The organism is Lysinibacillus sp. NPDC093692 (assembly GCF_050280125.1).
GTDB lineage: Bacteria > Bacillota > Bacilli > Bacillales_A > Planococcaceae > Lysinibacillus.
In genome coordinates this window covers 178,437-204,076 of record NZ_JBNNUW010000003.1, presented here as the reverse complement: position 1 = coordinate 204,076, position 25,640 = coordinate 178,437, and the positions used below count along the sequence as shown (strand labels likewise).

The following is a 25,640-nucleotide window of genomic DNA, read 5'->3' as shown; positions in this document are numbered from 1 at the left end:
GACATTGTTGGGGGTGCTATTGTTCGATACATACTTATCCCTCCTTAACGGTTTTAATTGTAACACATTTCTGAATATTCGTGCGCAAGAATATTAATGCTAGATGCTATCTTTTGATAAGTGCCAAAACGATAAAAATTAATGAAAACTGGTGTGCTAAATAAGTTTGGGAGTTAATAAAATCTAAGGCAGGACAAAATTAAAAAGGTAGGTGAAGAGACGTTGGACACAAAAGAGCTAAGAAACGCAATTGCTGAAACATGCGAGAATTATGATAGCCGATATGCTCAGCTAGTAAAACCGATAAACCAAATATTAATCAATGTAGACGCTTCAATAAGTGAAGATACAGCGAATAAAATCATTGAAAACTTAAAGTTATTTCACAGTGGAGATAAAAACATTACTGAATGTCACTTCGATGAGAGCGAAAACTTCTTAATGGAAGGTATAGAACACCTTCAGAGAGGAGATCTTGCGAATGGCGCATTACAAATTTACGGTGCCGGTTTAAACTTTGCCAGTTATAACCTAAAGATCCGGGAGCTAAAAAATGAAAATCCATACAATCATTTCGAAAAAAATTTTAGCCTTATTATAGACTCACTAAAAAAATAAGCGCAATAAAAAAAGAAAGAGCGAATATTGAAAGGCTCTTTCTTTTTTTAGTATGTCATTATTTAAATTCTAACTCTCCATCATAAGCAAGCATGCCGCCTTCAAGGTTTGTTACGTCAAAGCCTTGAGCTTCTAGATATGCACAAGCATTTGCTGAACGTCCGCCTGCCTTGCAAACGATAATGTATGGCTTAGCAGTATCTAATTCTTCTAAGCGCTCAGGGATTGTCCCAAGAGCAATGTGCTGAGCACCAGGAATCATACCCTGAGCTACCTCATCCTCTTCACGAACATCAATAATGAATAGGTCTTCGTTTGCATCTAATAGTTCTACTATTTCTGTTGTATCCATAGATTTCATCTGTGTAGTCCTCCAAAATGTCAATTTCCTCTTACATTATAGCCTGAAGGCAAAAAAACAGCTAGTGTCAAGAACACTAACTGTTTAAGTATAGTTTTTTACGGCTCCTTACCATAACGTGAGGTTGATTTCCGTTCCGACTGGGCGCTTTGTTGTTGGTCACGAAGGCGTTATCACTGGACGTGATGCTTTTAGCCTTCGTTCCTCTAAATCGCTAATCCCCAAGGAGTCACTCAGTCGTAACGAAGAGCAACTTATTCAAATGGTAAACGTTTTATAAAATCTGATTCCCAAACTTTTGATGATGAATGATCTATTCACCTGTCTCTAAAAAATCCACTTGCTTTGCTGGAACAAATGTAGAAATAGCGTGTTTGTAAATAAGGTGTTGTTTGCTATCAGCATCTAGTAATAATACTGTAAAATTATCATAGGATTTCACAGTTCCTTTTAACTGAAATCCGTTTAACAAAAACACAGTTACAAAGACATTATTTTTACGTAAATGGTTTAAGAATGTATCTTGCAAGTTAATTGATTTCATCAAATATACCTCCCTATACTCTCTTTCTACCTCTTCATTCCTATAGTAGCATGTTCTACCAATTTAGCAATTAGTAATTTTTAGAAATTATTCAAAGTTTTTCTTCATTATTAACAAAATATACATCCATTTTGTTACGGAAATATGTTAGCTGTCTTTTCGCGTAGCGGCGAGAATTTTGCTTTAAGCTGTCAACGGCTTCTTCTAAAGAGCATTTACCATCTAAGTAATCGTATAATTCTTTGTAGCCGATTGCTTGGATTGATTGCACACCACGAATATTTTTCTGCCATAAGCCCTTTACTTCTTCTAAAAGTCCTTTTTCCATCATTATATCAACACGACGGTTAATACGATCATAGAGCACTTCACGTGACATATTTTGCCCGAGCCCTAAAATCACATGATTGTACAGTGGAACCTCTCCACGATTTTGTTCTTCGGATGCCTTTGAAACGCCACTAAGCTCAATCATCTCTAACGCACGTATGACACGGCGAGTATTATTTGGATGAATAGTCTCCGCTGTTTGTGGATCAAGTTTTTTCAGCTTAGCATGCATCGCCTCTGGTCCTAATTTTTCCAGTTCTTCATAATAGGCTTTCCGTGCCACCTCATCTACCTGCTCCTCTGTAAATTGAAAATCAAAGAGTACTGCCTGCACATATAAACCTGAGCCCCCTACAATAATCGGTAGCCTGCCACGCGTTTGAATTTCTGCAATTTTAGCTCGCACTAATTTTTGATAGTCTGCTACTGAAAAGGATTCTGTTGGCTCTTTGAAACTTAGTAAATGATGGGGTACACCCTCCATCTCTTCTTCCGTAATCTTAGCTGTACCAATATCTAAGTCTCGATAGATTTGCATGGAGTCACCGTTAATGATTTCTCCATTATATTTTTTTGCTAACTCAATACTTAATGCTGTTTTCCCAGATGCTGTAGGTCCTACGATTGCTACGACCTCTGCCTGTTGTATTTTATCTTGTATCATATTTTTCTAACCACCGTAATAAAACTTGATAGACTGCCTCTCGATTATCCTCGTTTAGGATTTCATGGCGCTTATCCTCAAATAAGTAGACCGTCACGTCCTGTATGCCTGCTTCTGTAAATTGTTCTGCAACAGCGTATACACCTTGACCTTGTTCTCCTACTGGATCTTTGCTACCACTTATCAATAATATCGGTAAGTCTTTTTTCACTTTTGCTATTTCACTTTTACGATTTAACGACCTGAAACCTGTTGTTAAATCGACAAAAAATTGATTTGTTGGGATAAAGCCACAATACGGATCATCTATATATTTTTCCACTTCGTCCTCTACTGAACATAACCAATCATAAGCAGTCTTCGAATTCGGGAACTGTTTATTAAAGCTACCAAAGCTCAGCTTATTTAATAACTTGCTCTCTGTCTCTTTACCAAGCTGTTTGGCTAATACTTTTGCTACTAAATTCCCCATCGTATGCAATGCTGTAACATTCCCTGTTCCACAAAGAATCACGTGATCCACTTGATCGCTGTGCAATTGTATATATCTTCTAGTAATGAACGATCCCATACTATGACCAAATATAATTAATGGTACATCTGCAAATTGTTCATGCAAAAATGTTACTACTTCATGCGCATCCTCTACGACACGATCAAACCCATTTTGTTCAGCAAAAAAACCTAATGTGCCATTATAGGCCGCTGTTTCTCCATGCCCTCGATGATCATGCATTGTCACTGCATAGCCCGCTTCGTTTAGGCTATTGGCAAATGTAACATAACGTTCACTATGCTCCGCCATGCCATGCAATATATGAATATGACCAATACATGGCTTCGATGGTTTTAATGTTCGAATAAACAGAAAATGGCCATCTGACATTTCAATATAACGCATTACCTACACTCCTTCCTCTGCAAAATTTGTTGCATCTAAAATAGCTTGCTCTAGTTGAGCTACATAAATATTTCTTTGTGACTCTGTATAGTTAAAATGTTGTTGCATCACTTGAATGACCTGCTGTTTATAACGTTTTACTGCATCAATATCAAAGTATAATAAGCCTGTTCGACGAATAAAGAAATCACTTGGCGTATACACCATTTCCGCTTCTATGCCATAAAGTAACATGGCATGTAAAACTAAAGGCATCGTACTTCCGTGCTCATGTAAAAATTTCACCTGGTTATATAATGCGTCAACATTTGTCCCATATTTTTGTACAAGTTGTTTTGCTTCATCATAATTAAGGCCATACTGAACGCCCTCTTTAGCTTTATAAGAACTATAATCAGGGAAATTAATGGCATTAATGCCCTTTGCACCGGAAAGTGACAACTCACGTGTTACACATGGACTTGCGTGCTTATATTTATGGATCTTTACAATTTTATCAACGATTGTTTCTGCCATTTGACGGTAGCCCGTCAGTTTACCACCGGCAATTGTTATTAGCCCACTTGGAGCCGTCCATATCTCATCTTTGCGTGAAATTTCGGATGGATCCTTGCCTTTTTCATAAATAAGTGGACGCACACCTGCCCACGACGATTCAACCGTATCTCTTGAAATATTTGCAGTTGGAAACACTGTTTTTGCAGCTACAATTAAATAATCAACGTCCTCTCGGGTAGCGACCGGATGTGTAGGGTCTCCCTCGTAAACTGTATCTGTTGTTCCTACATACGTTTTACCATCACGTGGAATTGCAAAGGCCATACGCCCATCCACTATATCAAAGTACACGGCTTGCTGTAATGGAAAATCTTTTTGATCAAGGACAATATGGACCCCTTTTGTGAGACGTAATTGTTTTTTGTCTACTACTTTATCCTTTTGACGGACTTCATCTACCCAAGGTCCAGTTGCATTGACGATTTGCGCAGCATGCACATCGATTGTTTTCCCTGTAACATGATCCGTCACTTGTGCCCCAACAAGCTTTTTCTTCTCATATAAAAACCCTGTCATTTCCGCATAATTTAGACAAAGTGCCCCATATTCCACAGCTTTTTTCAACACTTCAATAGTTAGACGGGCATCATCTGTACGATATTCAACGTAATAGCCACCACCAATAAGCTCATCTTGATTGAGTAAAGGCTCTAGCGCTGCCGTTTCCTGAGCGTTTAACATAGTTCTACGTTCATGCTTTTTAACACCTGCTAATCGATCATAGACCTTCAATGCCAATGATGTTGACAATGGTCCAAGTGAGCCCTTTTTATATAATGGTAGTAGCATTTTTTCAGGCGTTGTAACGTGAACAGCATTGTCATATACAATTTCACGCTCACGCCCAACCTCCGCTACTACACCTACATCAAGTTGCTTTAAATAACGAAGTCCACCGTGAATAAGCTTTGTTGAACGGCTTGATGTACCAGCAGAAAAATCCTGCTTCTCTATCAAAGCGACTGATAACCCCCTCGATGCTGCATCAAGTGCTATGCCAGCACCAGTAATGCCACCACCGATGACTAAAACGTCAAAGCTATATTGCTCTAAAAAATGCATAATTTTAGGACGATGCTCAAATGAAAACATACCTTTTTCCCCCATTTGCTATAAATTGAAAATACGTGTAACTTTTGCTGTATATGTCTGATTGTATAACTAGTTATAACTTTAAGCATAGAAACTCCAATGTCATTCGTATAGCTCATCACCATAACATGTAGTTGAGTTCCGTTCCGACTGGGCGCTTTCCTGTGGGCGTCCGATGAGCCGCTTCGCTTCGCTGCAGGGTCTCATCTGTGACGCTAATCCCCAAGGAGTCGCCCAGTCTCCACTCCAATCAACTTAATATCCATGACATACATTCTAGCAAAATGTCATCCACAACTTTTGATGATGAGTCATTTGTATATGCTTTACCTACAAAATTCCTTTATGCACATGTACTGTTTATGTTACTTTTGAACCTTTGTTCTAGGCGTTATAATTACATTACCCGTTTAAACATTTTTTCTACTTCATAAGATGTAAAATGAATAAGTACTGGACGTCCGTGCGGGCATGTAAATGGATTGTCGGCATTGCGTAAATCTCGCAATAACACTTCCATTTGCTCTTTTGTTAAATAATAATTGGCCTTTATCGACTTTTTACAGCTCATCATAATCGCCGCCGCCTCACGTAATTTTTTGACGTCCGCTTTTTTAGTTGTCAGCACTTGTTCAATTAAGTCCTCAATAATTTCCTGTTCTTCCCCTTTAGGGAACCAGCTCGGATGCTCTCTTACGACAAATGATGCCTGCCCAAATTCCTCTAAAAATACGCCTACAGCTTCTAACTCCTGTCGATTTTCTCTTAAAATAAGAGCCTCGTCAGCAGCATAATGGAAAGTCAATGGCAACAATAAAGCCTGACGCTCATTCGGATTCACCTGACCGACCTTTTCACGGAAAAATTCATATTTAATACGCTCCTGAGCAGCGTGCTGATCAATTAAATAAAAGCCATCCTCCATTTGCGCAACAATATACGTGCCGTGAATTTGCCCTATCACTTCAAGTGCAGGGAATGGTTCTTTCGGAGGCTCATCCTCCAAAACTTCCATTGGCTTTTCTAGTGTCACTTCTTCTTCAGGACGATTCACTTCCATCATTGGTGTCGGTTGCCAACTTTCTTCAATGGCAGTAGGGACGGATTCAGATTGTGGCACTATAGGATCTAATGTGTTGGATTCTTGAACAGTTTGTACATCATAAAGTTTCTCTACAATAGCATTCATTTTCTCCACATTAAGCTTCGGTGCAGGTTTCCAAATATTTAACTGCTCTGTCTCAGACTTTGCCACTTTCTCCTTCTTTTCCATTTGCGGTACTCGAATAACATGGCGAATATTCTCTCGTATCGTTTCCTCAATTAGCTTAAGAAGCTCAGGCTCCTTACTTAAACGTATTTGATGCTTGGCAGGATGAACATTGACATCTGTTAAATAAGGATCTCCCTCTATAAAGAGCGCTACAATCGGAAAACGTTCAATGGGCAAATACGTATGATAAGCATCTACAATCGCTTTTTGTATTAAATAATGCTTCACCCAGCGACCATTCACAAATAACGACATATAGTTTTTCGAGGCACGAGTCACCTCAGGTAGTGATACAAAGCCAGAAATTTTATAATCCTGTGATTCTCCACTGAATGCCACCATTTTTTTAGCATTATGCACACCGTAAATGGCCGCTAACACTTGCTGAACATCCCCTCGTCCATTTGTTTGTAGCAATTGCTGGCCGTTATGCAGCAATCTAAACGCAATTTGTGGATTACCGAGCGCAAGGCGGTTCATTAAATCAATTGTATGCCCAAGCTCGGTCTGTATTGTTTTCATATATTTTAATCGAGCAGGTGTATTGAAAAATAGCTGTGCTATTGTAAGATCTGTTCCCTTACGCAAAGGGCCAGGTTTATGTGTGGCGATATGCCCACCCTCAAGCTCTAAATACGTTCCTGATTCACCATTTGATGTAATCAGTGTCATTTTTGACACTGATGCAATGGAAGCTAATGCCTCACCACGGAAGCCAAGTGTACGAATTCGAAATAAATCATGCTCCTGATGAATTTTACTTGTCGCATGGCGAGAGAATGATATTAATGCATCCTCTTCATCCATACCACTACCATTATCAATGACCTGAATTGAAGTGAGGCCCGCTTCTAGTAAAAAAACATCAATGGACGTACTTCCTGCATCAATGGCATTTTCAACAAGCTCTTTAACTACAGAGGCCGGTCTTTCTACTACTTCCCCTGCAGCGATTTTATTGGACAGCCACTCGTCCATAATTTGTATTTTTCCCATAGCGCATCACTCCTTTACTTTTTTGCATTTACTAGTTGTTGCTGTAATTCATATAAAATATTCATCGCTTGCATTGGTGAAGTGCCTAGAATATTTACTTTTTCTAGGTTTTTAAGCACCTCAGATTCTGCAGGAGAAATTGGTTCTTCTTCTGTAAATAGGGACATTTGCATTGGCTTTTCATCAACTTCCTGTACCACGACTACTTCGTTTTCGGCTTCGTGTCCAGCCTCGCTTCCTGCCTCGAAGTTTTCAAGCAGTACTTGTGCTCTTGTTAAAATTTCCTCTGGTAATTGAGCAAGCTGTGCTACATGAATCCCGTAAGATTTATCGGCAGCCCCCTTTTTCACCTTATGCAAAAAGACAACTGTGCCATTTTTTTCAGTAGCAGATACATGTACATTTTGCAGTCGAGGAAGCTCCTTTTCTAGTGCCGTTAATTCATGATAGTGAGTTGAGAACAGTGTGTTTGCTCCAATTTTATCATGGATGTATTCCATCATGGATTGAGCAAGACTCATGCCATCATAAGTAGATGTCCCGCGACCAATTTCATCAAATAGCATTAAACTATTTTTTGTAGCATGCGTAATGGCGTGCTGAGATTCTAACATCTCCACCATAAAGGTTGATTGTCCCGCTGCTAAATCATCTGCCGCACCGATGCGTGTAAAAATCTGATCTGTAATTGGTAATCTAGCTTTTTCAGCAGGCACATAACAGCCCATTTGTGCCATCACAACAATTAGTGCAACTTGACGCATATACGTACTTTTACCGGACATATTCGGACCTGTAATCAGCATCATATTGTTATTATCCTCAAGAACACAATCGTTTGGCACATACATTTGCTTATTAAGCATTTTCTCAACAACTGGATGGCGCCCTTCAATAATTTCTAGCGCACGCCCTTCATGAAACTCAGGCTTCGTAAAACGATATTTCTCTGAAACACTCGCAAAACTTACTAGCACATCCAGCTCACTAATACTTGCCGCTAATGCTTGTACACGTGGAATAAACGCCTTTAATTCATCACGTATTTCCACAAACAAATTATATTCTAACGTTAAACTTTCTTCCTCCGCATTTAAAATTAATGCTTCTTTTTCCTTAAGCTCTTGCGTAATATAACGTTCAGCATTTGCCAAAGTTTGCTTACGTTCATAGCGTGTTAAATCAGCTAAATGGATATTAGATTTCGTAATTTCAATATAATAACCGAAAATTCGATTGTAGCCTATTTTTAAGTTTTTAATGCCTGTTTTCGCCCGCTCCTCTTGCTCCAGCTGAGCAATCCAATCTTTCCCATTCCGTGAGGCATTGCGTAGCTCGTCTAAACGCTCATTATAGCCATCGCGAATGACGTCCCCCTCTTTAATCGTAATTGGTGGGTTGTCCGTAATTGCACGAGCTAAAAGTACCTCCACATCCGCACACGTATCAAGTGCTGCGCCTAGCTTCTGCAATGTTTCTTTATTAGCACCACGTAATTGCTGCTGAATTACAGGTACTTGACGTAAAGAATCACGTAGCTGCGCTAAATCACGTCCACCTACATTACCAAAAGCTACACGTCCAGCTAAACGTTCTAAATCGTATACTTGTTTTAAAGAGGCTTGGAGCTCCGTTCTTACAAAATACTCCTCCAACAAATCAGTGACGTTCGCTAGTCTCGCTTCAATGGCAGAACGTGAAGCAAGAGGTTGGTGTAACCATTGCTTTAATTTCCGTCCGCCCATTGCCGTCACGGTGTCATCCAACAACCATAAAAGCGTGCCCTTTTGATCGCCGCCGCGAATAGATTGAATAAGCTCTAAATTACGCTTAGAGCTAGAGTCAATACGTAAATAATTTTTCATTTCATTATACGTAAATGCCTGGATATGTGATAAGGAACGCATTTGTGTTTTATCGATATAATGAAGCAAACGAAGGCAAGCGATTTGTAAATCATTCGGCACCGCTTCTACATAATGTGCAGCTTTAGCCAACGTCATTTCATCTGTTTCAATAGAAAGGACGATACCGACATTAACTGCATGCTCTGCTAATAGCAGTTGCAAATTTTCCGTGACAATTAATTCACGAATACCGTATGCCTGCATTTGCATTAATAGTGCTTTACCGTCGCCCTCAATCGAGGAGGCTACTGCTTCACCTGTAGATAAGTCTAAATAAGCGTAGCCAAATGTCGTATCATCAAAGTGCTCTGCAGCGCCAATAAAATGATTGGATTTACCATCGAGCGACTTACTTTCCATGATCGTACCCGGTGTAATAAGTTGTACGACTTCACGCTTCACTACACCTTTTGCTTGCTTCGGATCTTCTGTTTGCTCACAAACTGCAACCTTATAGCCCTTTTGCACAAGTGTTTCAATATAATTTTTTGCCGAATGATGTGGAACACCACACATTGGAATTCGCTCTTTTGCACCAGCATCTCGGCTCGTTAATGTAATTTCTAAAAGTTGTGAGGCATTAATAGCATCCTCAAAAAACATCTCGTAAAAGTCGCCTAATCTAAAAAATAAAAAGGCATCCTTGTAATCTTCCTTTACCTGTAAATACTGTTGCATCATTGGTGTATATGTTGTCATTTTAAAAATTCCCTCGCTCTAACCATATAGATATTTTTATTATAACAAAAGATACATGCGAAACGCTTCAATCACCTTTTTTTAAGATGCTAGCGCTTCGCATGTATAAAAGAAATATGTTCTTTACTATTATCTTTGTCGTTCATCAGGAAACGATGAAGACTCTAAAACATACCTGCCTTCTCCACTAGAGCTAGACGAAGAAGATGAGCTTGAGCTTGAACTTGAGCTCGAACTAGATGAAGACGAGGATGAGCTCTCATCATCAAAGTTCCATTCCTCTTCGAAATCTAGTGGATGTACACTAATACAAATCGTCGTTTCTCCCATTACCTCTACAACGACTTCACGTTCTACTAAGATTTCAAATTTCGTACCGCATGGAGAAATGATTGCCTCTATGCAGTTTGGCTCTTGAATGACACGTACACGTACATCATCACCAACACTTACTTCGCCTTCTCTAAATGAAAGCTTCACTTTGTCTTTATAGTGCACCGTTTCAGAAAACACTGCTGTTTTCGAATGATTACTATAGGCATACCATACATTGACATCAAACTTCCCTGATACTTCTACAAATTTACCGACTTTTTTCGCGGAGCAAGTATGATTAATAACCCAGCAACCGAGAATGCTTGTCGGCTTATTTGATGGACATAATGTTACACGTTCTTCTGTTCTCTTCTTCCCTTTGGCAACTACTGCTCTCGTCACGATTTGTCGTAAACGTTTCAGCGCAATTCCTCCTTCGACTCTTTTCACTCCATCATATGCAGGTAGCGCCTATTGGGTGAACATATATTTTTATAGAATCGAATTAAGGATTAAATTCATTTTACATAGTATGTTGTCAGAAACACGCCAATATCTATGAAAATTGAAGCCTAGCCGTAATTGTTGCTTATATTGTATGTCTCTTCAGCAAATCGAGGGGTTGATTTCCGTTCCAGCTGGGTGCATTCTTGGAGTCGCCCAGCCGTAACGAAGATCAACTATTTCACATTGTATGTCTCTTCTGGCATTTCACTTTAATTTATGATTATAAAACGAAGAGCGACAGGCATCTTCATTTCATTGACACAATAGTTTTTTAACAATAGTAAAGCTCGAATGAAAGCATTCATTCGAGCTATTTCTTCAATTATTTTTATGAGCAGCTGCCTGGTGTTGTATTTGCTACGTATGAGCCAGTTTCTCCACGAAGTAAATCCCCACCTGTTGAACGAACAATCTCATTTGTAACATTGTTTGCAATTGTGTTTGACACTAGTTGTAATAAATCATTTACATCCCCTTGAGATTCTTTAAATTGTTGAACTACTGGGATTGCGTTGATTTCTTCTTCGATTTTTCCGATTTTATCTTCAATTAATTTAAGCGCTTTTTCTTTTCCTAAGTGTTGGAAGTTAACAGCTTGCTTTTGTAGGCTTTTTAAACTTGCAATACGTTCACGTACTTGTTGGTTTTCATTGATTTGTGCTTCTGCCTTTTTGAAAAATTCTACTTCTGGCGTATTGGCAATCATATGCGCAATTTCATGTGACTTCTTGATTAAATCTTCTTTTGTATATAATACTTGTGTCATTTACGCTTCCACCTTTTCATTTTTTACTACTTCTACGAATTCACCACTCAGTGAATATGAAGTAGCTTCAACTATTTTTACTTTCACTAATTGACCAATTAAATCTGCTGGGGCTTTAAAGTTTACAAGACGGTTTTTACGCGTGTAGCCAGCTAACACATCATCACGTTTTTTACTCGTTCCTTCGACTAATACTTCTACTATTTCACCCTTCAAGCTCTCTAATGCTTTGCGAGAGTATTCCCCTACTACCGCATTTAATCGGTGAAGACGTTCTTTTTTCACTTCTTCAGGTACATTATCCACCATTTTGGCAGCAGGTGTACCCTCACGAGGAGAATAAATATAAGTAAAGGCCATTTCAAAACCTACTTCACGGTACAAGGATAATGTCTCCTCAAATTGTTCTTCAGTTTCATTAGGATAACCTACGATAATATCAGTCGTTAGTGTTACTTCCGGAATAGCCGCTTTAATTTTCGCTACTAATCCAAGGAAATGCTCACGTGTATATTTACGCGCCATAATTTTTAGCACATCATTTGAACCAGATTGTACTGGTAAGTGAATATGCTCCACTAAGTTACCACGTTTTGTAAGTACTTCGATTAAATGATCATCGAAGTCACGTGGATGACTCGTTGTAAATCGAATACGTGGGATATCGATTTTTCGTAATTCATCCATTAAATCACCAAGTCGATATTCAATATCCTCAAAATCCTTACCGTAAGCGTTGACATTTTGTCCTAAAAGCATAATTTCTTTATAACCCGCAGCCGCTAGTTCACGAACTTCAGCAATGATTTCTTCTGGACGGCGACTACGTTCCTTACCACGTGTATAAGGTACAATACAATACGTACAGAATTTATCACAGCCGTACATAATATTTACCCAAGCTTTGATGGAACCAAGACGTTTTTTCGGCAGATTTTCAATTACATCGCCTTCTTTAGACCAAACCTCAATGACCATTTCCTTAGACATATATGCTTCTTTTAAAATGTTCGGTAAACGGTGAATATTATGTGTACCAAACACCATATCGACATGCGGATAACTTCTTAAAATTTTATTGACCACGGATTCTTCCTGTGACATACAGCCACAAACCCCGATTAACATTTCTGGATTTTTACGTTTATATTTTAACAGGAAGCCAAGTTCTCCAAATACTTTATTTTCTGCATTTTCACGGATGGCACACGTATTCAGTAATACGACGTCAGCTTCATCAATTATATCTGTAGGCGTATATCCTAGCTGCATAAAAATCCCAGCCATAACTTCTGTATCATGCTCATTCATTTGACAGCCATACGTACGAATATAGAAAGTACGCCCTGTTCCCATACCTGCAAACTCTTCTGCAATGTTAAAGTCCTTATGGTACTTAACATCTTCTTTCCCACGTTTTTTAGCATCTTTTAATGAAGGTGCCGTAAAGACCGTTTCAAAATATTTACTATAATCCTTTTCAGGCTTGTCTTCTTTTTTTGGTTGATTGACTTGTTGATTAGCTAAGCGTTGTTCTTCATTCATTGCAATCAGGTAACTCCTTTCAAACGAATTCCATACATTTGAAATCCCGTTTTACTATTATACTGAATAATTGCAACATCCTACAAGGCTTGTGTACTAAATGTCGCGGTTTAGACTTAATTACACGTAGTTTGCAGAATTTTTCCACCACCGCTTTGCTTCTTTTAGAACTCCAAATTATCTTGGCCTTATTTGTAGTACTTTTTATATTTTAGATTTAAATAAAAATTATATAGTTTAAGCTTTACCCAACGCTTTATGTTCATATCCTCTCTAAAATATAGAGCATTCGAATACTTGTCCTGTTTTATTAATTGCTTAGCTTCTATTTTCAGTTTTACATTTTTCAAGCCTTTGAATAACAATCTTTTTGGAATGAGTGACCATAAATGCCTCGTCTGTACATACGTTAGCTCTTGATGTACATTGAATACATAATCATTAGCAACACATTGCATTAAATTATGACCACTTGCTGTCACGTAATAGCTTGAAGCACCCGATCGTAAGTTCATTTCAAATATTTTAAATTCCCCGTCACGAACATCTAGTTTCATATCAAAATTTGCAAAACCACTATAGCCAATGCCCTCCAAAAAATAGCGCAAGTTGTCCATAAGCTGTTTATCGAAGTCTGTCATAATCGCCAAGGAGATTCCAATATTTTGTGGTGATGGATCTTCAAGGAGCTTGTTCCCTAAACACATCAGTTTAACCTTCCTGTCCTTTCCTACGTAAACGTCTAATACCCGAATATAAGAATCATCACCTGGAATAAACTCTTGAAGAATTAAAGAATCTTTATAGGAAGAGCGATAAATGCTTTTAATAATATGCCGCTTCTCTTCTTCATTTTTTACAAGAAATACTTTTTTCTTCTCAGGGAAGGAACAACGCGAATATTCAACGAAATTCGATGGCTTGATTATTATTGGATAATCGAAGGGTATTTCACTTGTTACATGATGTTCCTTTGTCAATACGATCGTTTGGGGATATTTTAAATTATATAAATCACATTGCTTATAAAATTCTTCCTTTGTTTGAACCCTCTTCATTAAACCCTCATCTATATAAGGCAAAATAAAATAATGTTGTAATGTCTGTTTATTAGTAATGATCAGCTCCGCATAATAACAATCACATACAAGAAGGATTAATTTTTTATGTTTGAACTGCTTCGCTACTTCTATTAAAGCCTGTACAAAATAATCTGGTTCATCTAAACGGTCCACATATTGAAAATCCAGGATATCACTATTTTGAGTCGCTATTCCTAGCGCCCCACCTAGTAGAAGCGTTCGAATACCTTTTGTTTTCATTGAAGGCTCTAATACAAGACTTTTCATACGATACGCCTCATAGAAGGAACGGGCTACCCCATATGCATATTGACCTGATTGTATAATAACTGGTAAAAAGGGTTGATCAACTGTTTTTGACAATTTTACTCGCCTCTCATATTAAAAATGAATTTAATCATTTGTATGCGTTCTATTCTGAACTTAATACTAATAACACTATGAGTCTATATTTTTCATTCATGCCAGAGGCTCTGGGCTAACGTGATGTTGTCACTCAATCGTGTATAAAAAATCTGCAATATGCAACGTCGTTGTACAATTATTTAAGGGGGTTATTTTGGGGGAATAAGAAGGAATCTAGTTCTGTATGCGCACGTTAATGTAGCTTTTCAAGACGTGCACACACTCTAGATTAATTTTATAAACCAAGAAAATCTGCATATGTATGTGGCTCGTTTTCCTTTAAAATTGTTAAAAATGTAAATGCAAGCTGTACGACTGACCACCATCTCATATTATAGGACATCTCAAAGCGGGAAGGTTCTAATGTAAATACGTCTTGAAAAATATCAAGTGGATCAATTTTTTCATCTTTTAATATTGAGAGAAAACCTAAAAACAACGTATGATCTTTGACTTCAATCATTTTTCCTTCAACAAGTGCATCAATATTTTCTGGTTGATGGAAATTACATTGTGTCGCAACATACTTTTCTAAATCCTGCGCGCGCTGCCTTTCTTCGCGCTCTCTTTTCTTTGCAATAAAATCAATGACGTTATCCACGTGCATCATCGCCTCTTCTTTTTTCTTTTATTGTAGCATTTTTTAGAATATTATTGCCTGAACGCGCTCCCCATTTCTTCCTTTTTCCAAAAACAAAAAGAATGATATTAGCAAATTTGCCAAAATCACTCTTTTCTCAAGATATTTATTAATTTAAAGCTCACCATCATAGCGTGGAGTTGATTTCCGTTCTGGCTGGGCGCTTTGCCGCTTTCGCACAGAGCAAAGCTTCCTGGGGGCGTCCGATGAGCCGCTTGGGGCAACAGCATGTTGGTCACGAAGGCGTTATCACAGGATGTGATGGTTTTAGCCTTCGTTCCTCTACCGCTTCCCCAAGGAGTCGCCCAGCCATAACGAAGATCAACTTGTATACATTTTATCTAATATTATATTAATGAACTTCATTAGCAGACTCTAATTTCCGTTCCATACCAGAATAGGTATAAACAAAAGGATCCTTCTATCAGAAAAATAATTACCCGCATTTTGAATAATTTTGTTTATCTTTCCAAAAGCAAAGTGACAGTAAAACAATTACTTCAAGAAGAAATTGTTTGGGATTGTTATGGTCACTTTTCCTCCACCTGCTGCTAAATCATTATCAATTTGCAGTGCCCCACTATGACTCTGAACAATTGATTGGGCAATATAAAGCCCCATCCCATGGTGATTTCCTGCATTTCTGCTTGGGTCTCCGCGATAAAACTGTTTGGTAGCTTCTTTTAAATCCTTCGGAGAAAATCCACAGCCGCTATCGGTAACGGTAAATTGAATCACATCATTAGCACTTTGCACGGTTAATAATACCTTACCATTTTCAGGTGTGTGCTCTACCGCATTAGCAATAACATTTATCATCGCTCGATAGAACTGCTCTTCATCGATCCATATGAGCGTGGGAAGCATTTCCTTTCGGACAACTACTTGAAGCTTTTTTTCCAACGAAAGAGCTCTCATTTGATGCTCTACTTCTGTCATAAATACATCCGTTTTAACATTCATTTTTTCACGAACGATACTTTTCTCCATTTTCGATAAATCGATCAGCTCTTTCGTGAATTTTTCTATTTCTATTGTATTTTTCAAAATATAATTATTATATTCTTTTTGTATATCATCTTGATCAGTATCTTGTAGAAGCTCTGCATTTCCTCTAATAATCGTAAGTGGTGTTTTCAGATCATGAGCAAGAGCAGAGATTTGCTCTCTACGTGCCTGTTCTGATTCCCATTGCTGTTTTAAAGAACTGTTTAATGCCTCCCTCATATGCTCAAGAGAAATGGATATTTCATCTATCTCACGAATTCCTGAAGTATTTATTGTAAAATCCAAATTTTGATTTTGTATTTTTTCAATCGCTTCCTGCAAGCCAAACATTTTTTTCTTTAAACTTCTTCCAAAATGAATAGCAAGCACAGTTGCATATGTTACTATCCCTATAATAAACAATAGGAGTTCTAATAGTTGCGGATTAGGCAAATATTTTCTTAAAAATTCTGAACGATACTGGGGTACTAAATAATATCGTAATATACAAATCTCATTTTCTCGCTGTATAAACGAGTAAAATTGGGAGCCACTTGAAGTTTCCCCCTTTTTCATTACAGTCCATGCCTTAATAGCTTCCTTTTCTGAAAGACTCCCTGAAAAAAATTGTCCATCTTTAGACAAAACAGCGTAGTCAACAAGGTCTGGAATAATATCAGCTGTAACCGAACTACTAGACGTTATGCGATCCTTTGATAATGAAATCTGAGTTTCTGCATAATTTGCGGGCAATACAATATTGGCGGAAAAAGCAAATAAAAATATACTAAATAGTAGTACTACTAAAAGAATAGTGCCTATACATAGGAAAAAGAGATATCGAAGAAAAAAAGTATGTAAACGTGTTCCTTTATTGGACCTCATTGTCTCCACTTATATCCAATCCCCCAAACAGTGTTAATGGCGTCAACATTAAAGGTATGTAGCTTTGAACGGATATTTTTAATATGCTCAGTAATGGCAGTGCTGTCACTCTTCCCATCAAACCCAAAAATAGTTTCATAAATCTTTTCCTTCGAAAATACCTGTCCTCGATTTCGAGCTAGAAATTCGCATATTTCATATTCGCTTTTTGTCAGCATTACCTTTTCCTCATTTACAAACAGCTCTTTACCAGAAAGATTGAAATGAATGTTATCTACAAAAAGGATACTGCGTCTTTCCCTTTTTTCGCGTCTCAAATGCGCATTCACTCTTGCACGTAGCTCACCAATTCCAAACGGCTTGATAATAAAATCATCTGCTCCAAGACCTAGACCATACATTAGATCTTCCTCCAATGATTTAGCCGTTAAAAAAAGGATGGGACAATCTACAGCATGGCGTATTTGGCCACATAAAGTAAATCCATCAATTTCGGGCATCATCACATCCAATAAAATTAAATCGAAGGCACCCAGATCCATTTTACTTACTTCGGTCGCATCAGAGACTGCCGTTACTAAATGCTCGTCTTTTAGTAATGCATTTTTTATCAATATTAAAATATCTTTCTCATCATCTACTGCCAATATTTTCGCCATATTTCTACCCTCACCATTTCTTCACACCCTAATTATCAGACTTTCTTCCTTCCCATTTCCAAAACCATAAACAAGAAAGGACTAACGCGAACAATGTTCCGCATACTGAAGTAATAATACCTTCCTGTAGTCCTACTTCCACTATTGATAAGTCAACCCCTGACGCTTTCATTGTCCATAATGAAACAAAGTGACCACCCCAACCATAAGGTATAAATGACCAAATGCCATCACCTAATCCAGTGAGTAATAAGGCTACTATTAGTGACCCTACAATACCTAATCCGATTGAGGCACCTTTACCAAAATGAAGACTAACAAAAAAATGTAAAATATATAAAAATGCACAGCTTACAAATAGAATACATCCAGCTATAAAATAAAATTGATAATCAAAAGTATCTTCATGCAAAAGTTCAATAAATCCAACACTAAAAATACCGAAAGACAGTAATATTGCTCCAAAACTAAATAACAATAACAGTAGCAACTTGCTTAAATAGGCCACTATTTTTGTTTTAGTAGCTGTTAGCATCCCCTGGAACTGCCCTGCCTTTGCTTCTTGCTCCGCAGCCATTGCGCAAACTAATCCAATAATAATTGGAAACCCGCATGTTACTCCTTGAAGATATGCCGTTACCCTATCATTAAAACCCCATGGTGAATAAGTATAGTATGCTAAAAATACCCCTGAAATAATAATAGGTACAATTAGATGCGTGAGCAAAAATGGCGTTCTTTTTGTTTTAAGAAACTCTGCTCTAAGTAATCTTAACATTACCATGAACTATTTCGCCTCCCTTTTTTGAAACCAACGTGCAGTAAGGAAGCTGATTGAAGCAAACCATGCTAAAGTAATTAATATACCTGGAACTATAACCGACATGCTTAATAACGGGCTACCTTCAGGCACTGGCAGACCATTTGGTAAAATCTCTAGCGTTGGACAAATTAGTCTTGCAGTAATGGCGTAAGGAACACTATACCAAAACTCCCCATTTGCAAGTGCGATCATACCGACAATATTGCCAACTAAATTTATTAAAATGGACATATAAGTTCCTAATTTTGCCGCAAGGAATAAACAAAGAGGAATTTGCCATAAAAACGTGACGAAAATTAACAAACTACCTGTAAGACTATTAATGAAAGAATAGCTATTACCAAATAATATTCCACCAGCAGTAATACCAGCAAAGAAAATAATTGTAATTAATAACAACCAGGTACTACATGCAAGTATTTTGCCAAACCAAATCTTCTTCAGATCAATCGGCATTGCGAGAATACTATGGTATTTCAATTTAGCATCTTTTTCGATCACCAATGCACAACATATCGTCAGTGCACCCGGCAGGAGCATTGTATACCACCAATTATAAGCGCCACTTTGAAAAAAACTTCCTCCCATTAATACTGCAGTTAGTAAGATTGCCACAATGGGTGCTAGCAAAACTAATTTAGGAATAAAGGTCTTTTTCCATTTTAATCTTTCAGCCTTCATAATCGAAATCATGTTACATGCCTGCCTTTCTATTAGCTGACACTACCTGCATAAATAATGATTCTAATTCCTGACCTTGTGGGGCAACTCCCTGATAGCCTAATTTTCCTCCTGCAATGATGCCGATTTCATCAACGACCTGCTCTACTTCTGAAAGTATGTGGCTTGATAAAATGACTGTTATCCCTTGCTCTGGAAAAGATCGAATCAGTTTTCGAAGATCTTGGATGCCGATTGGGTCGAGACCATTTGTTGGCTCATCAAGAATTAAAAGCTTCGGATAGTTTAATAGCGCAATTGCTATTCCTAGGCGTTGTTTCATCCCTAAAGAAAACTGTCCTGCTCGTTTTTTCCCTGTATTGGTTAAGTCAACAATTCTTAATACTTCGTCAATGCGTGACTGTGGCAATCCGAGGGCAATCGTTCGAACCTTGAGATTTTCTCTTGCCGTTAAGTTTTCATATAAAGGTGGTGTTTCAATTAATACACCCATGTCTTTTAAATCATTACGATTCCATTCACGGCCACTAAAAAGTATCTTTCCTGCATTCGGGCGCAGCATCCCAGTTATCATTTTTAACGCTGTTGATTTCCCTGCACCATTCGGACCAAGTAAACCGTAAACAGAATTGCGAGGTATCGTTAACGACAAGTCCTCTACAATTTTTTGCCCCTTAAAGCTTTTACTAAGATTTTCTGTTTGTAAAATAATATCTTCCATAATCATCTTCCTTTCGATGATTTTAGTGTAGAAAATGATTATAAGGATTTTGTAAGGAAATCAAAAATTTTTGTGGATCGTCACGCTGAAAATCAATTTAATCAGAGAATGCTATAATGCTTCACTTTTGCATAGACGTCCCCTACTGAACTTTTGTTTTATGACTATTTATTAGAGTGATATGCTTTGTGAAATGGTTGATTGGAGGCTGGGCGACTCCTCGGGGATCAGCGTCACAGATGAGACCCTGCAGCGCAGTGAAGCGGCTCATCGGACGCCCCCAGGAAAGCGCCCAGCCGGAACGGAAATCAACCCCTCGTTTTGCAGAAGAGCCGTACTTTATTTAATTACATAGTCTTTCAAAAACACAAAAAGCATTTAGAATGAGGTCATCCCAAATGCTTTTTATCATGTTGTATAAAATTTGATTTACATAAATTCTTTCACTAATTTATTAAAATCATTTTCGCTCATATTAATATCAATATCTGTTAATGGTAGCTCTGAGTAGCCTGGTACTTTTTCTTGATATGAAGCTGTTTCAGTATCTTGATAAATAATACCTGTTACTAAACCTTCATGCTCCATCACTGTACGCATTGCCATAGCACGGTCAGCATTGTCATAGCCTTCGATATCAGCAAGCTTCGTTAAGTTTTCTTTAAACCAATCATACGTATTCACTTTGTTATACGTAACACAAGGTGAGAATACGTTGATGAATGAGAAGCCTTTATGATTAATGCCCGCTTCAATTAAAGCTGTTAACTCTTTAATATCTGTTGAGAAGCCTTGTGCCACAAATGTAGCTCCACTAGTTAAAGCGACTTCTAACGGTTTTAATGAAGGTTCAATCGCACCACCTGGCGTAGATTTTGTAATAAATCCTGCAGCAGAACGTGGAGATGTTTGACCCTTTGTTAAACCATAAATTTGGTTATCCATAACAACGTATGTGATATCAATGTTGCGACGGATAGAATGGATTGTATGACCCATACCAATCGCAAAGCCATCGCCGTCACCGCCAGAAGCAATAACGTTTAAATCACGGTTAGCCATTTTCAAACCTTGTGCAATTGGTAATGCACGGCCATGAATACCGTGGAAACCGTAAGAATTAATGTAACCTGAAATACGACCAGAACAGCCGATTCCAGAGATAACAGCTAGTTCGTTTGGTTCAATACCAACGTTAGCCGCGGCGCGCTGAATCGCTGCTTGTACAGAGAAGTCACCACAGCCTGGGCACCAGTTTGGTTTCACTGTATTACGAAAATCCTTAAATGTTGCCATTAGCGAGTCAACTCCTTCACACGATTTTCTAATTCACCTGGCAAGAATGGTGTACCATTATATTTTGTGATCGTCTCGATTTTATCGTGACCACCAATATTCATCTTCATAATATTTGCTAATTGACCTGTGTAGTTATTTTCTACAACGATTACTTTTTTCGCTTTTGCTACAAGTGGTGCCACTTCAGCAGACGGGAATGGGTGAATTAAACGAATATGTGCATGATTCACCTTCATACCTTGAGCATTTAATCGTTCTTGTACTTCTTCAATAGCTCCACGTGTTGAGTTAAAGCCGACTAATAAAATATCCGCTTCTTCATGTGGCGTATTTGAAAATACTGGATTATCAAATTTCAATGCCTCTAGCTTACGGAAACGTTTATCCATTTGTACTTGACGGTTACCAGTTGCTTCCGATGGCTTACCTGTTTCATCGTGCTCAACCCCTGTTACATGGTGAATACCGTTTAATGTACCAGGTAGCACACGCGGTGAAATACCGTCTTCCGTATTCTCATAACGTTTGAAGTATGCTTTATCAGCTGCTTCTTCAATGTCATCAGTAACAATTTTACCACGGCGGATTTCTATTTTACTGTAATCGAATGGCTCTACAGATTGTTTCCCTAGAGATAATTGCAAGTCAGTCATTAAAATAACTGGTAATTGTAATTCCTCCGCAATGTTAAACGCTTGGATTGTGTCAAAGAATGCTTCTTCCATTGTAGAAGGTGCAATCACTACTTTAGGAATTTCACCATGCGTACCATATAACATCGCCATTAAATCTGATTGCTCTTGTTTTGTTGGTAACCCTGTTGATGGACCACCACGTTGTGTGTCAACAACTACTAGTGGCTGCTCTGTCATACCTGAAAGACCAATTGCTTCCATCATTAATGAAAGACCCGGACCAGCTGAAGCTGTAAAGGCACGAACCCCACCAAAGTTTGCCCCAATTGCCATTGTCGCTGCAGCAATTTCGTCTTCTGTTTGAATAACCGTACCACCGAAATTCGGTAATTTTTTAATAAGGTATTCCATAATCTCAGAAGCTGGTGTAATTGGGTAAGCTGCCATTAAGCGTGTCCCAGCTGCAAGTGCACCAAGTGCTATTGCATCGTTCCCAATCATGAACATACGGCGTTTACCGTCTGCTGGTGCTAGAGCCCATTCACCTACACGATCGCCTAAAAGCTCATTCATTAATTCATGGCCGCGTGTAATTGCCTCCATGTTTTTCTGAACAACTTCTTCACCTTTTCTGCCAAAAATATCATCTACAACATTTTGGAACACTTCATCTTCTAGATTTAGCAATGAAGCTGTTGCCCCGATTGCCACCATATTTTTCATCAACGAAGTACCTAGCTCTGCAGCTACCTCTGTAAAAGGTACCGCAAATAATGGCGCTTTTGAATCTTCTGGCTTCACTGGATCAAATTTTGCATCCGCTAAAATAATCCCATTTTCTGTTAACTCTTTATAATTGACGTCGATTGTTTCTTGATCGAACGCTACTAAAATATCTAAATCATCCGCAATTGAACGTACTTCTGTTGGACGAACTGTAATTTTATTATTCGTATGGCCACCTTTAATTCGAGAAGAGAAATGACGGTAACCGTATAGGAAGTAACCTAAACGATTCATTGCCATTGAGAAAATTTCCCCTGTACTTTCAATCCCTTCACCTTGTTGCCCACCGACTTTCCATGAAAGCTGATGTAACATGTCAACAACTCCTTAGATCCAATGTATATACTATTATTTTTCCTTCATAAGTTTAACACGAAGAAACGGTCTGCACTATTGTTATTACGCGATTTCAGCGAAATTCAGACCTTTGACTGAAAATAGCGTTCATAAAGTTGTAATTATCAAATCAATTAAGTTTAAAAAATTTGCTTGCTGAATTCAAGTGACATTTAACATGTTAGTATGTAGAGCATGAGGGATTCTCTTCCTGATATCCTTATTGTCTATATAAACGAAAAAAATGCCTTGCAGCTTATTATGTGCAAGGCATTTTACTTCATTACTTTTTTATCGAATACGTTTTTCCACAAGAAGCTTTAAGGCTGTACGTTCCTCACCAGCAATTAAAATATCGGCAAACGCCGGTGCGCAAATTAAATCTGTGCCACTTGGCGCTACAAATCCGCGTGCAATGGCCACTGCTTTCACGGCTTGGTTAAGTGCACCTGCCCCAACTGCCTGCATTTCTGCTTGCCCTTTTTCTCTGATTACCGCGACTAATGCACCTGCAACTGAATTTGGATTAGAGCGTGATGATACTTTTAATGAATCCACAATTATTCCTCCCCGTTTCGCGAATAGTGTTTACGCTCAACAACTCATGTCCCCCTTTTGGACCTCAAGTTATTGTCGATAGGTCATTTTATGCTCGACGAGAAGGAAATAGACTATTTTCATTTCTTATATATCAAAACAATCTAAAAAGACTGATAATTACAGTTAAAAAATTGCTTTGTCATTGAAATAAAGGAGCCATTATAAATAACTATGGCTCCTTTGCAAAACGTGGGATGATTTCCATTCCAGACTACTCGCTATCTCTGCGGAAATCTTTGCTCTGCGACGAAAGCGAAGTGAAAGAAACCGTATCCGTCTTACCATTTCCAGTTTTTTCAAGCCAGTCAGTGATTTATCGAACTTCCAAAAGGCCAAAAAAGCGACAATTGGAAAGTCTGTATTGCTCATTAAACCGATTAAAGACTCATATTCTCCCATCGAATCCCTCTTTCTATAGTAGGTGCAACAATGGGCACTTAAAGAACCGAGAATGATAGTAAACTTCTTGACTAAAAATTCGAAAATGATTAAAATCCCAATAATTTAAGGAGTTGTTTCGAATAAAGAAAAAAATAATTTTTATTAAAGCTTTAATTTTAATAGCAGTCTCAATTTACTTTTTCAACGAATACAAAACAAAAAGCTTTGTTAAAGATTTACTACATACAGTTAATTTAAGCGAAGAAATTAATAAAATTGGTATCTTAAATGAATCAACGACAACTATAACAAACGTTATTAAAGACAATCCTATATTTCCAACATTAATTGGTTCACTGGAAGATTTAAAAGTTAAACAGTCTCACTATGAATTTTCTCATTTGGAAGGATACACGTTCATTATTTATCACAACAATAATTCATACCATATCTCTATCATTGAAAGTGGCATCCTACAGTTTGACGGTAAAAATTACAAAATACAAGAGGACGAATCTGTAAAAGAATTATTTACCCTCATAAAAAAAAGCACCCAATAAGGGCGCTCTTTTTCATTGGAATAGTACCACTGGTCGCGCAGCAAACATCTGTTGCCCCGACACCCAAAGAAAGCCCAAGTAGGAACGGAAATCACCCCTCGTTTTGCCGAAGAGTCATATTTTATTATGGTGCTTTAATTTCATTGAATTAACAAATTTTCAAAACAAAAAACTATTGTGCATTTTTTCATACACAATAGTTTCTCTTCTTATGCTTGGAACGGATAATCTTCGTTTATATACACCCGCTCACAATGACGAGCTTTGCCTGTTTTATCATCAATGTCTACAAAGAAACCACTTAACACATCGCGTCCTTTTTTAGGCACTTCAAAACGAGATGGCATATTTGTTTGGAATTTATAAATGACACTTTCCTTCGTCATCCCTAAAATTTCATCGTATGGACCTGTCATACCAACGTCCGTAATATAGGCTGTTCCATTTGGATAAATACGTGAATCAGCTGTTTGCACATGTGTATGTGTACCAACTACTGCAGAGGCCTTTCCATCTAAATGCCATCCAAGCGCAATTTTTTCACTTGTCGCTTCTGCATGAAAATCCACGAATACAAGCGGTGACGTTTTATGCGCTTCTTCGATTAATTTCTCTGCCATCGCAAATGGATCCTCGTGAGGAGGTAAAAACACTCGACCATGTAAATTAATAACAGATAGTGTTACACCGTTTTTTGAAATTTGCACCATGCCTTTACCTGGTGCATCACTTGAAAAGTTTGCAGGGCGTATTAAATAATCTGCATCATCTATAAAATCAAAAATATCTTTATTATCCCAAGTGTGATTACCCATCGTAATGACATCTACACCCATTTGCAATAGGTCATTATAAATATTACGTGTAATTCCACGTCCTGCTGCTGCGTTTTCACCATTGGCAATAACAACGTCTGGATTATATTTTTTCTTTAAGCGTGGTAAATACTTTTCCACTGCATCTCGGCCGATCGAACCTACAATATCCCCAATAAATAAAACTTTCATTTTCATAACCACTCTTTCATTAATTAGCACCTTATATTTTACCACCAATTCAAAGACAAACGCAAAATTATGTCCGT

23 protein-coding genes are annotated in these 25,640 nt (G+C 37.9%); 2 read left to right on the top strand and 21 right to left on the bottom strand.

All coding sequences use genetic code 11. From position 1 onward, the window contains the following. Positions 1-222: 222 nt before the first annotated feature. A complete protein-coding gene (locus ACQKN4_RS05280) occupies positions 223-618 on the top strand; it encodes a hypothetical protein (protein WP_079560567.1) in 396 nt (131 codons plus the stop codon). A gap of 58 nt (positions 619-676) precedes the next feature. Here the strand turns inward: ACQKN4_RS05280 and ACQKN4_RS05275 are convergent, their stop codons facing one another. From ACQKN4_RS05275 to ACQKN4_RS05180, 20 genes are all read right to left on the bottom strand, one after another. Continuing rightward, positions 677-979, bottom strand: a complete 303-nt coding sequence (locus ACQKN4_RS05275; protein WP_079560565.1) for a rhodanese-like domain-containing protein — start codon at positions 977-979, stop codon at positions 677-679. 313 nt (positions 980-1,292) lie between these two features. Beyond that, the gene (gene hfq, locus ACQKN4_RS05270; RefSeq protein ID WP_079560563.1) at positions 1,293-1,523 is read right to left on the bottom strand and encodes an RNA chaperone Hfq; all 231 of its coding nucleotides are present in this window, start codon (positions 1,521-1,523) and stop codon (positions 1,293-1,295) included. A 91-nt stretch (positions 1,524-1,614) separates the two neighbouring features. Beyond that, positions 1,615-2,517, bottom strand: a complete 903-nt coding sequence (gene miaA / locus ACQKN4_RS05265) for a tRNA (adenosine(37)-N6)-dimethylallyltransferase MiaA (protein WP_427482648.1) — start codon at positions 2,515-2,517, stop codon at positions 1,615-1,617. Beyond that, positions 2,504-3,418: an alpha/beta hydrolase gene (locus tag ACQKN4_RS05260; RefSeq protein WP_079560558.1), complete on the bottom strand. Its 915-nt coding sequence runs from the start codon at positions 3,416-3,418 to the stop codon at positions 2,504-2,506. The genes miaA and ACQKN4_RS05260 overlap by 14 nt, the downstream gene beginning before the upstream one ends. Before the next feature lie 3 nt (positions 3,419-3,421). After that, entirely contained in the window at positions 3,422-5,068 is a 1,647-nt protein-coding gene (locus ACQKN4_RS05255; RefSeq protein ID WP_427482646.1) for a glycerol-3-phosphate dehydrogenase/oxidase, read from the bottom strand. A gap of 397 nt (positions 5,069-5,465) precedes the next feature. After that, positions 5,466-7,337, bottom strand: coding sequence for a DNA mismatch repair endonuclease MutL (gene mutL / locus ACQKN4_RS05250; RefSeq protein ID WP_427482645.1), 1,872 nt, complete (start codon positions 7,335-7,337; stop codon positions 5,466-5,468). A 14-nt stretch (positions 7,338-7,351) separates the two neighbouring features. Further along, the gene (gene mutS, locus ACQKN4_RS05245) at positions 7,352-9,943 is read right to left on the bottom strand and encodes a DNA mismatch repair protein MutS (RefSeq protein ID WP_427482643.1); all 2,592 of its coding nucleotides are present in this window, start codon (positions 9,941-9,943) and stop codon (positions 7,352-7,354) included. Between the two features lie 129 nt (positions 9,944-10,072). Beyond that, positions 10,073-10,708: an outer spore coat protein CotE gene (gene cotE, locus ACQKN4_RS05240; protein ID WP_427482641.1), complete on the bottom strand. Its 636-nt coding sequence runs from the start codon at positions 10,706-10,708 to the stop codon at positions 10,073-10,075. Positions 10,709-11,093: 385 nt separating this feature from the next. Further along, on the bottom strand, positions 11,094-11,531 hold the full coding sequence (locus ACQKN4_RS05235) for a RicAFT regulatory complex protein RicA family protein (RefSeq protein WP_079560550.1): 438 nt from the start codon (positions 11,529-11,531) through the stop codon (positions 11,094-11,096). Beyond that, positions 11,532-13,076: a tRNA (N6-isopentenyl adenosine(37)-C2)-methylthiotransferase MiaB gene (gene miaB, locus ACQKN4_RS05230; RefSeq protein ID WP_427482640.1), complete on the bottom strand. Its 1,545-nt coding sequence runs from the start codon at positions 13,074-13,076 to the stop codon at positions 11,532-11,534. It abuts the gene before it with no gap. 188 nt (positions 13,077-13,264) lie between these two features. After that, positions 13,265-14,521 carry an ATP-grasp domain-containing protein gene (locus tag ACQKN4_RS05225; protein ID WP_079560546.1) on the bottom strand — a complete coding sequence of 419 codons (1,257 nt, stop codon included), beginning with the start codon at positions 14,519-14,521 and terminating at the stop codon, positions 13,265-13,267. A gap of 277 nt (positions 14,522-14,798) precedes the next feature. Beyond that, positions 14,799-15,170, bottom strand: coding sequence for an ELKS/Rab6-interacting/CAST family protein (locus ACQKN4_RS05220; protein WP_240518225.1), 372 nt, complete (start codon positions 15,168-15,170; stop codon positions 14,799-14,801). A 528-nt stretch (positions 15,171-15,698) separates the two neighbouring features. Continuing rightward, positions 15,699-17,075 (bottom strand): sensor histidine kinase, encoded by a 1,377-nt coding sequence (locus tag ACQKN4_RS05215; protein WP_427482765.1) that lies wholly within the window; start codon positions 17,073-17,075, stop codon positions 15,699-15,701. After that, positions 17,072-17,734, bottom strand: coding sequence for a response regulator transcription factor (locus tag ACQKN4_RS05210; RefSeq protein WP_427482638.1), 663 nt, complete (start codon positions 17,732-17,734; stop codon positions 17,072-17,074). Before ACQKN4_RS05210 ends, ACQKN4_RS05215 begins: the two co-directional genes overlap by 4 nt. A gap of 28 nt (positions 17,735-17,762) precedes the next feature. Then, complete coding sequence (locus tag ACQKN4_RS05205) at positions 17,763-18,518, bottom strand: lantibiotic immunity ABC transporter MutG family permease subunit (RefSeq protein ID WP_427482636.1); 756 nt, start codon at positions 18,516-18,518, stop codon at positions 17,763-17,765. A 3-nt stretch (positions 18,519-18,521) separates the two neighbouring features. Further along, positions 18,522-19,238, bottom strand: a complete 717-nt coding sequence (locus ACQKN4_RS05200; protein WP_427482634.1) for a lantibiotic immunity ABC transporter MutE/EpiE family permease subunit — start codon at positions 19,236-19,238, stop codon at positions 18,522-18,524. Positions 19,239-19,251: 13 nt separating this feature from the next. Continuing rightward, positions 19,252-19,959, bottom strand: a complete 708-nt coding sequence (locus ACQKN4_RS05195) for a lantibiotic protection ABC transporter ATP-binding protein (protein ID WP_427482632.1) — start codon at positions 19,957-19,959, stop codon at positions 19,252-19,254. Positions 19,960-20,388: 429 nt separating this feature from the next. After that, positions 20,389-21,255, bottom strand: a complete 867-nt coding sequence (locus ACQKN4_RS05190) for a 2-oxoacid:ferredoxin oxidoreductase subunit beta (protein ID WP_079560540.1) — start codon at positions 21,253-21,255, stop codon at positions 20,389-20,391. Continuing rightward, positions 21,255-22,994, bottom strand: coding sequence for a 2-oxoacid:acceptor oxidoreductase subunit alpha (locus ACQKN4_RS05185; RefSeq protein ID WP_427482630.1), 1,740 nt, complete (start codon positions 22,992-22,994; stop codon positions 21,255-21,257). The genes ACQKN4_RS05190 and ACQKN4_RS05185 overlap by 1 nt, the downstream gene beginning before the upstream one ends. 312 nt (positions 22,995-23,306) lie before the next feature. Beyond that, positions 23,307-23,573, bottom strand: a complete 267-nt coding sequence (locus tag ACQKN4_RS05180) for a stage V sporulation protein S (protein WP_004224903.1) — start codon at positions 23,571-23,573, stop codon at positions 23,307-23,309. A gap of 554 nt (positions 23,574-24,127) precedes the next feature. Between ACQKN4_RS05180 and ACQKN4_RS05175 the strand changes: the two genes are divergently transcribed. After that, positions 24,128-24,556: a hypothetical protein gene (locus ACQKN4_RS05175; protein ID WP_427482628.1), complete on the top strand. Its 429-nt coding sequence runs from the start codon at positions 24,128-24,130 to the stop codon at positions 24,554-24,556. 209 nt (positions 24,557-24,765) lie between these two features. Here the strand turns inward: ACQKN4_RS05175 and ACQKN4_RS05170 are convergent, their stop codons facing one another. After that, on the bottom strand, positions 24,766-25,563 hold the full coding sequence (locus ACQKN4_RS05170) for a TIGR00282 family metallophosphoesterase (RefSeq protein WP_079560868.1): 798 nt from the start codon (positions 25,561-25,563) through the stop codon (positions 24,766-24,768). Between the last annotated feature and the right edge of the window lie 77 nt (positions 25,564-25,640).

What these genes read in the sequence shown, in the direction of transcription:
- ACQKN4_RS05275 (WP_079560565.1), bottom strand. Translation starts at nt 979, where the DNA reads ATGAAATCTATGGATACAACAGAAATAGTAGAACTATTAGATGCAAAC.
- hfq (WP_079560563.1), bottom strand. Translation starts at nt 1,523, where the DNA reads ATGAAATCAATTAACTTGCAAGATACATTCTTAAACCATTTACGTAAA.
- miaA (WP_427482648.1), bottom strand. Translation starts at nt 2,517, where the DNA reads ATGATACAAGATAAAATACAACAGGCAGAGGTCGTAGCAATCGTAGGA.
- ACQKN4_RS05260 (WP_079560558.1), bottom strand. Translation starts at nt 3,418, where the DNA reads ATGCGTTATATTGAAATGTCAGATGGCCATTTTCTGTTTATTCGAACA.
- ACQKN4_RS05255 (WP_427482646.1), bottom strand. Translation starts at nt 5,068, where the DNA reads ATGTTTTCATTTGAGCATCGTCCTAAAATTATGCATTTTTTAGAGCAA.
- mutL (WP_427482645.1), bottom strand. Translation starts at nt 7,337, where the DNA reads ATGGGAAAAATACAAATTATGGACGAGTGGCTGTCCAATAAAATCGCT.
- mutS (WP_427482643.1), bottom strand. Translation starts at nt 9,943, where the DNA reads ATGACAACATATACACCAATGATGCAACAGTATTTACAGGTAAAGGAA.
- ACQKN4_RS05235 (WP_079560550.1), bottom strand. Translation starts at nt 11,531, where the DNA reads ATGACACAAGTATTATATACAAAAGAAGATTTAATCAAGAAGTCACAT.
- miaB (WP_427482640.1), bottom strand. Translation starts at nt 13,076, where the DNA reads ATGAATGAAGAACAACGCTTAGCTAATCAACAAGTCAATCAACCAAAA.
- ACQKN4_RS05220 (WP_240518225.1), bottom strand. Translation starts at nt 15,170, where the DNA reads ATGCACGTGGATAACGTCATTGATTTTATTGCAAAGAAAAGAGAGCGC.
- ACQKN4_RS05215 (WP_427482765.1), bottom strand. Translation starts at nt 17,075, where the DNA reads ATGAGGTCCAATAAAGGAACACGTTTACATACTTTTTTTCTTCGATAT.
- ACQKN4_RS05210 (WP_427482638.1), bottom strand. Translation starts at nt 17,734, where the DNA reads ATGGCGAAAATATTGGCAGTAGATGATGAGAAAGATATTTTAATATTG.
- ACQKN4_RS05205 (WP_427482636.1), bottom strand. Translation starts at nt 18,518, where the DNA reads ATGGTAATGTTAAGATTACTTAGAGCAGAGTTTCTTAAAACAAAAAGA.
- ACQKN4_RS05200 (WP_427482634.1), bottom strand. Translation starts at nt 19,238, where the DNA reads ATGAAGGCTGAAAGATTAAAATGGAAAAAGACCTTTATTCCTAAATTA.
- ACQKN4_RS05195 (WP_427482632.1), bottom strand. Translation starts at nt 19,959, where the DNA reads ATGGAAGATATTATTTTACAAACAGAAAATCTTAGTAAAAGCTTTAAG.
- ACQKN4_RS05190 (WP_079560540.1), bottom strand. Translation starts at nt 21,255, where the DNA reads ATGGCAACATTTAAGGATTTTCGTAATACAGTGAAACCAAACTGGTGC.
- ACQKN4_RS05185 (WP_427482630.1), bottom strand. Translation starts at nt 22,994, where the DNA reads ATGTTACATCAGCTTTCATGGAAAGTCGGTGGGCAACAAGGTGAAGGG.
- ACQKN4_RS05170 (WP_079560868.1), bottom strand. Translation starts at nt 25,563, where the DNA reads ATGAAAGTTTTATTTATTGGGGATATTGTAGGTTCGATCGGCCGAGAT.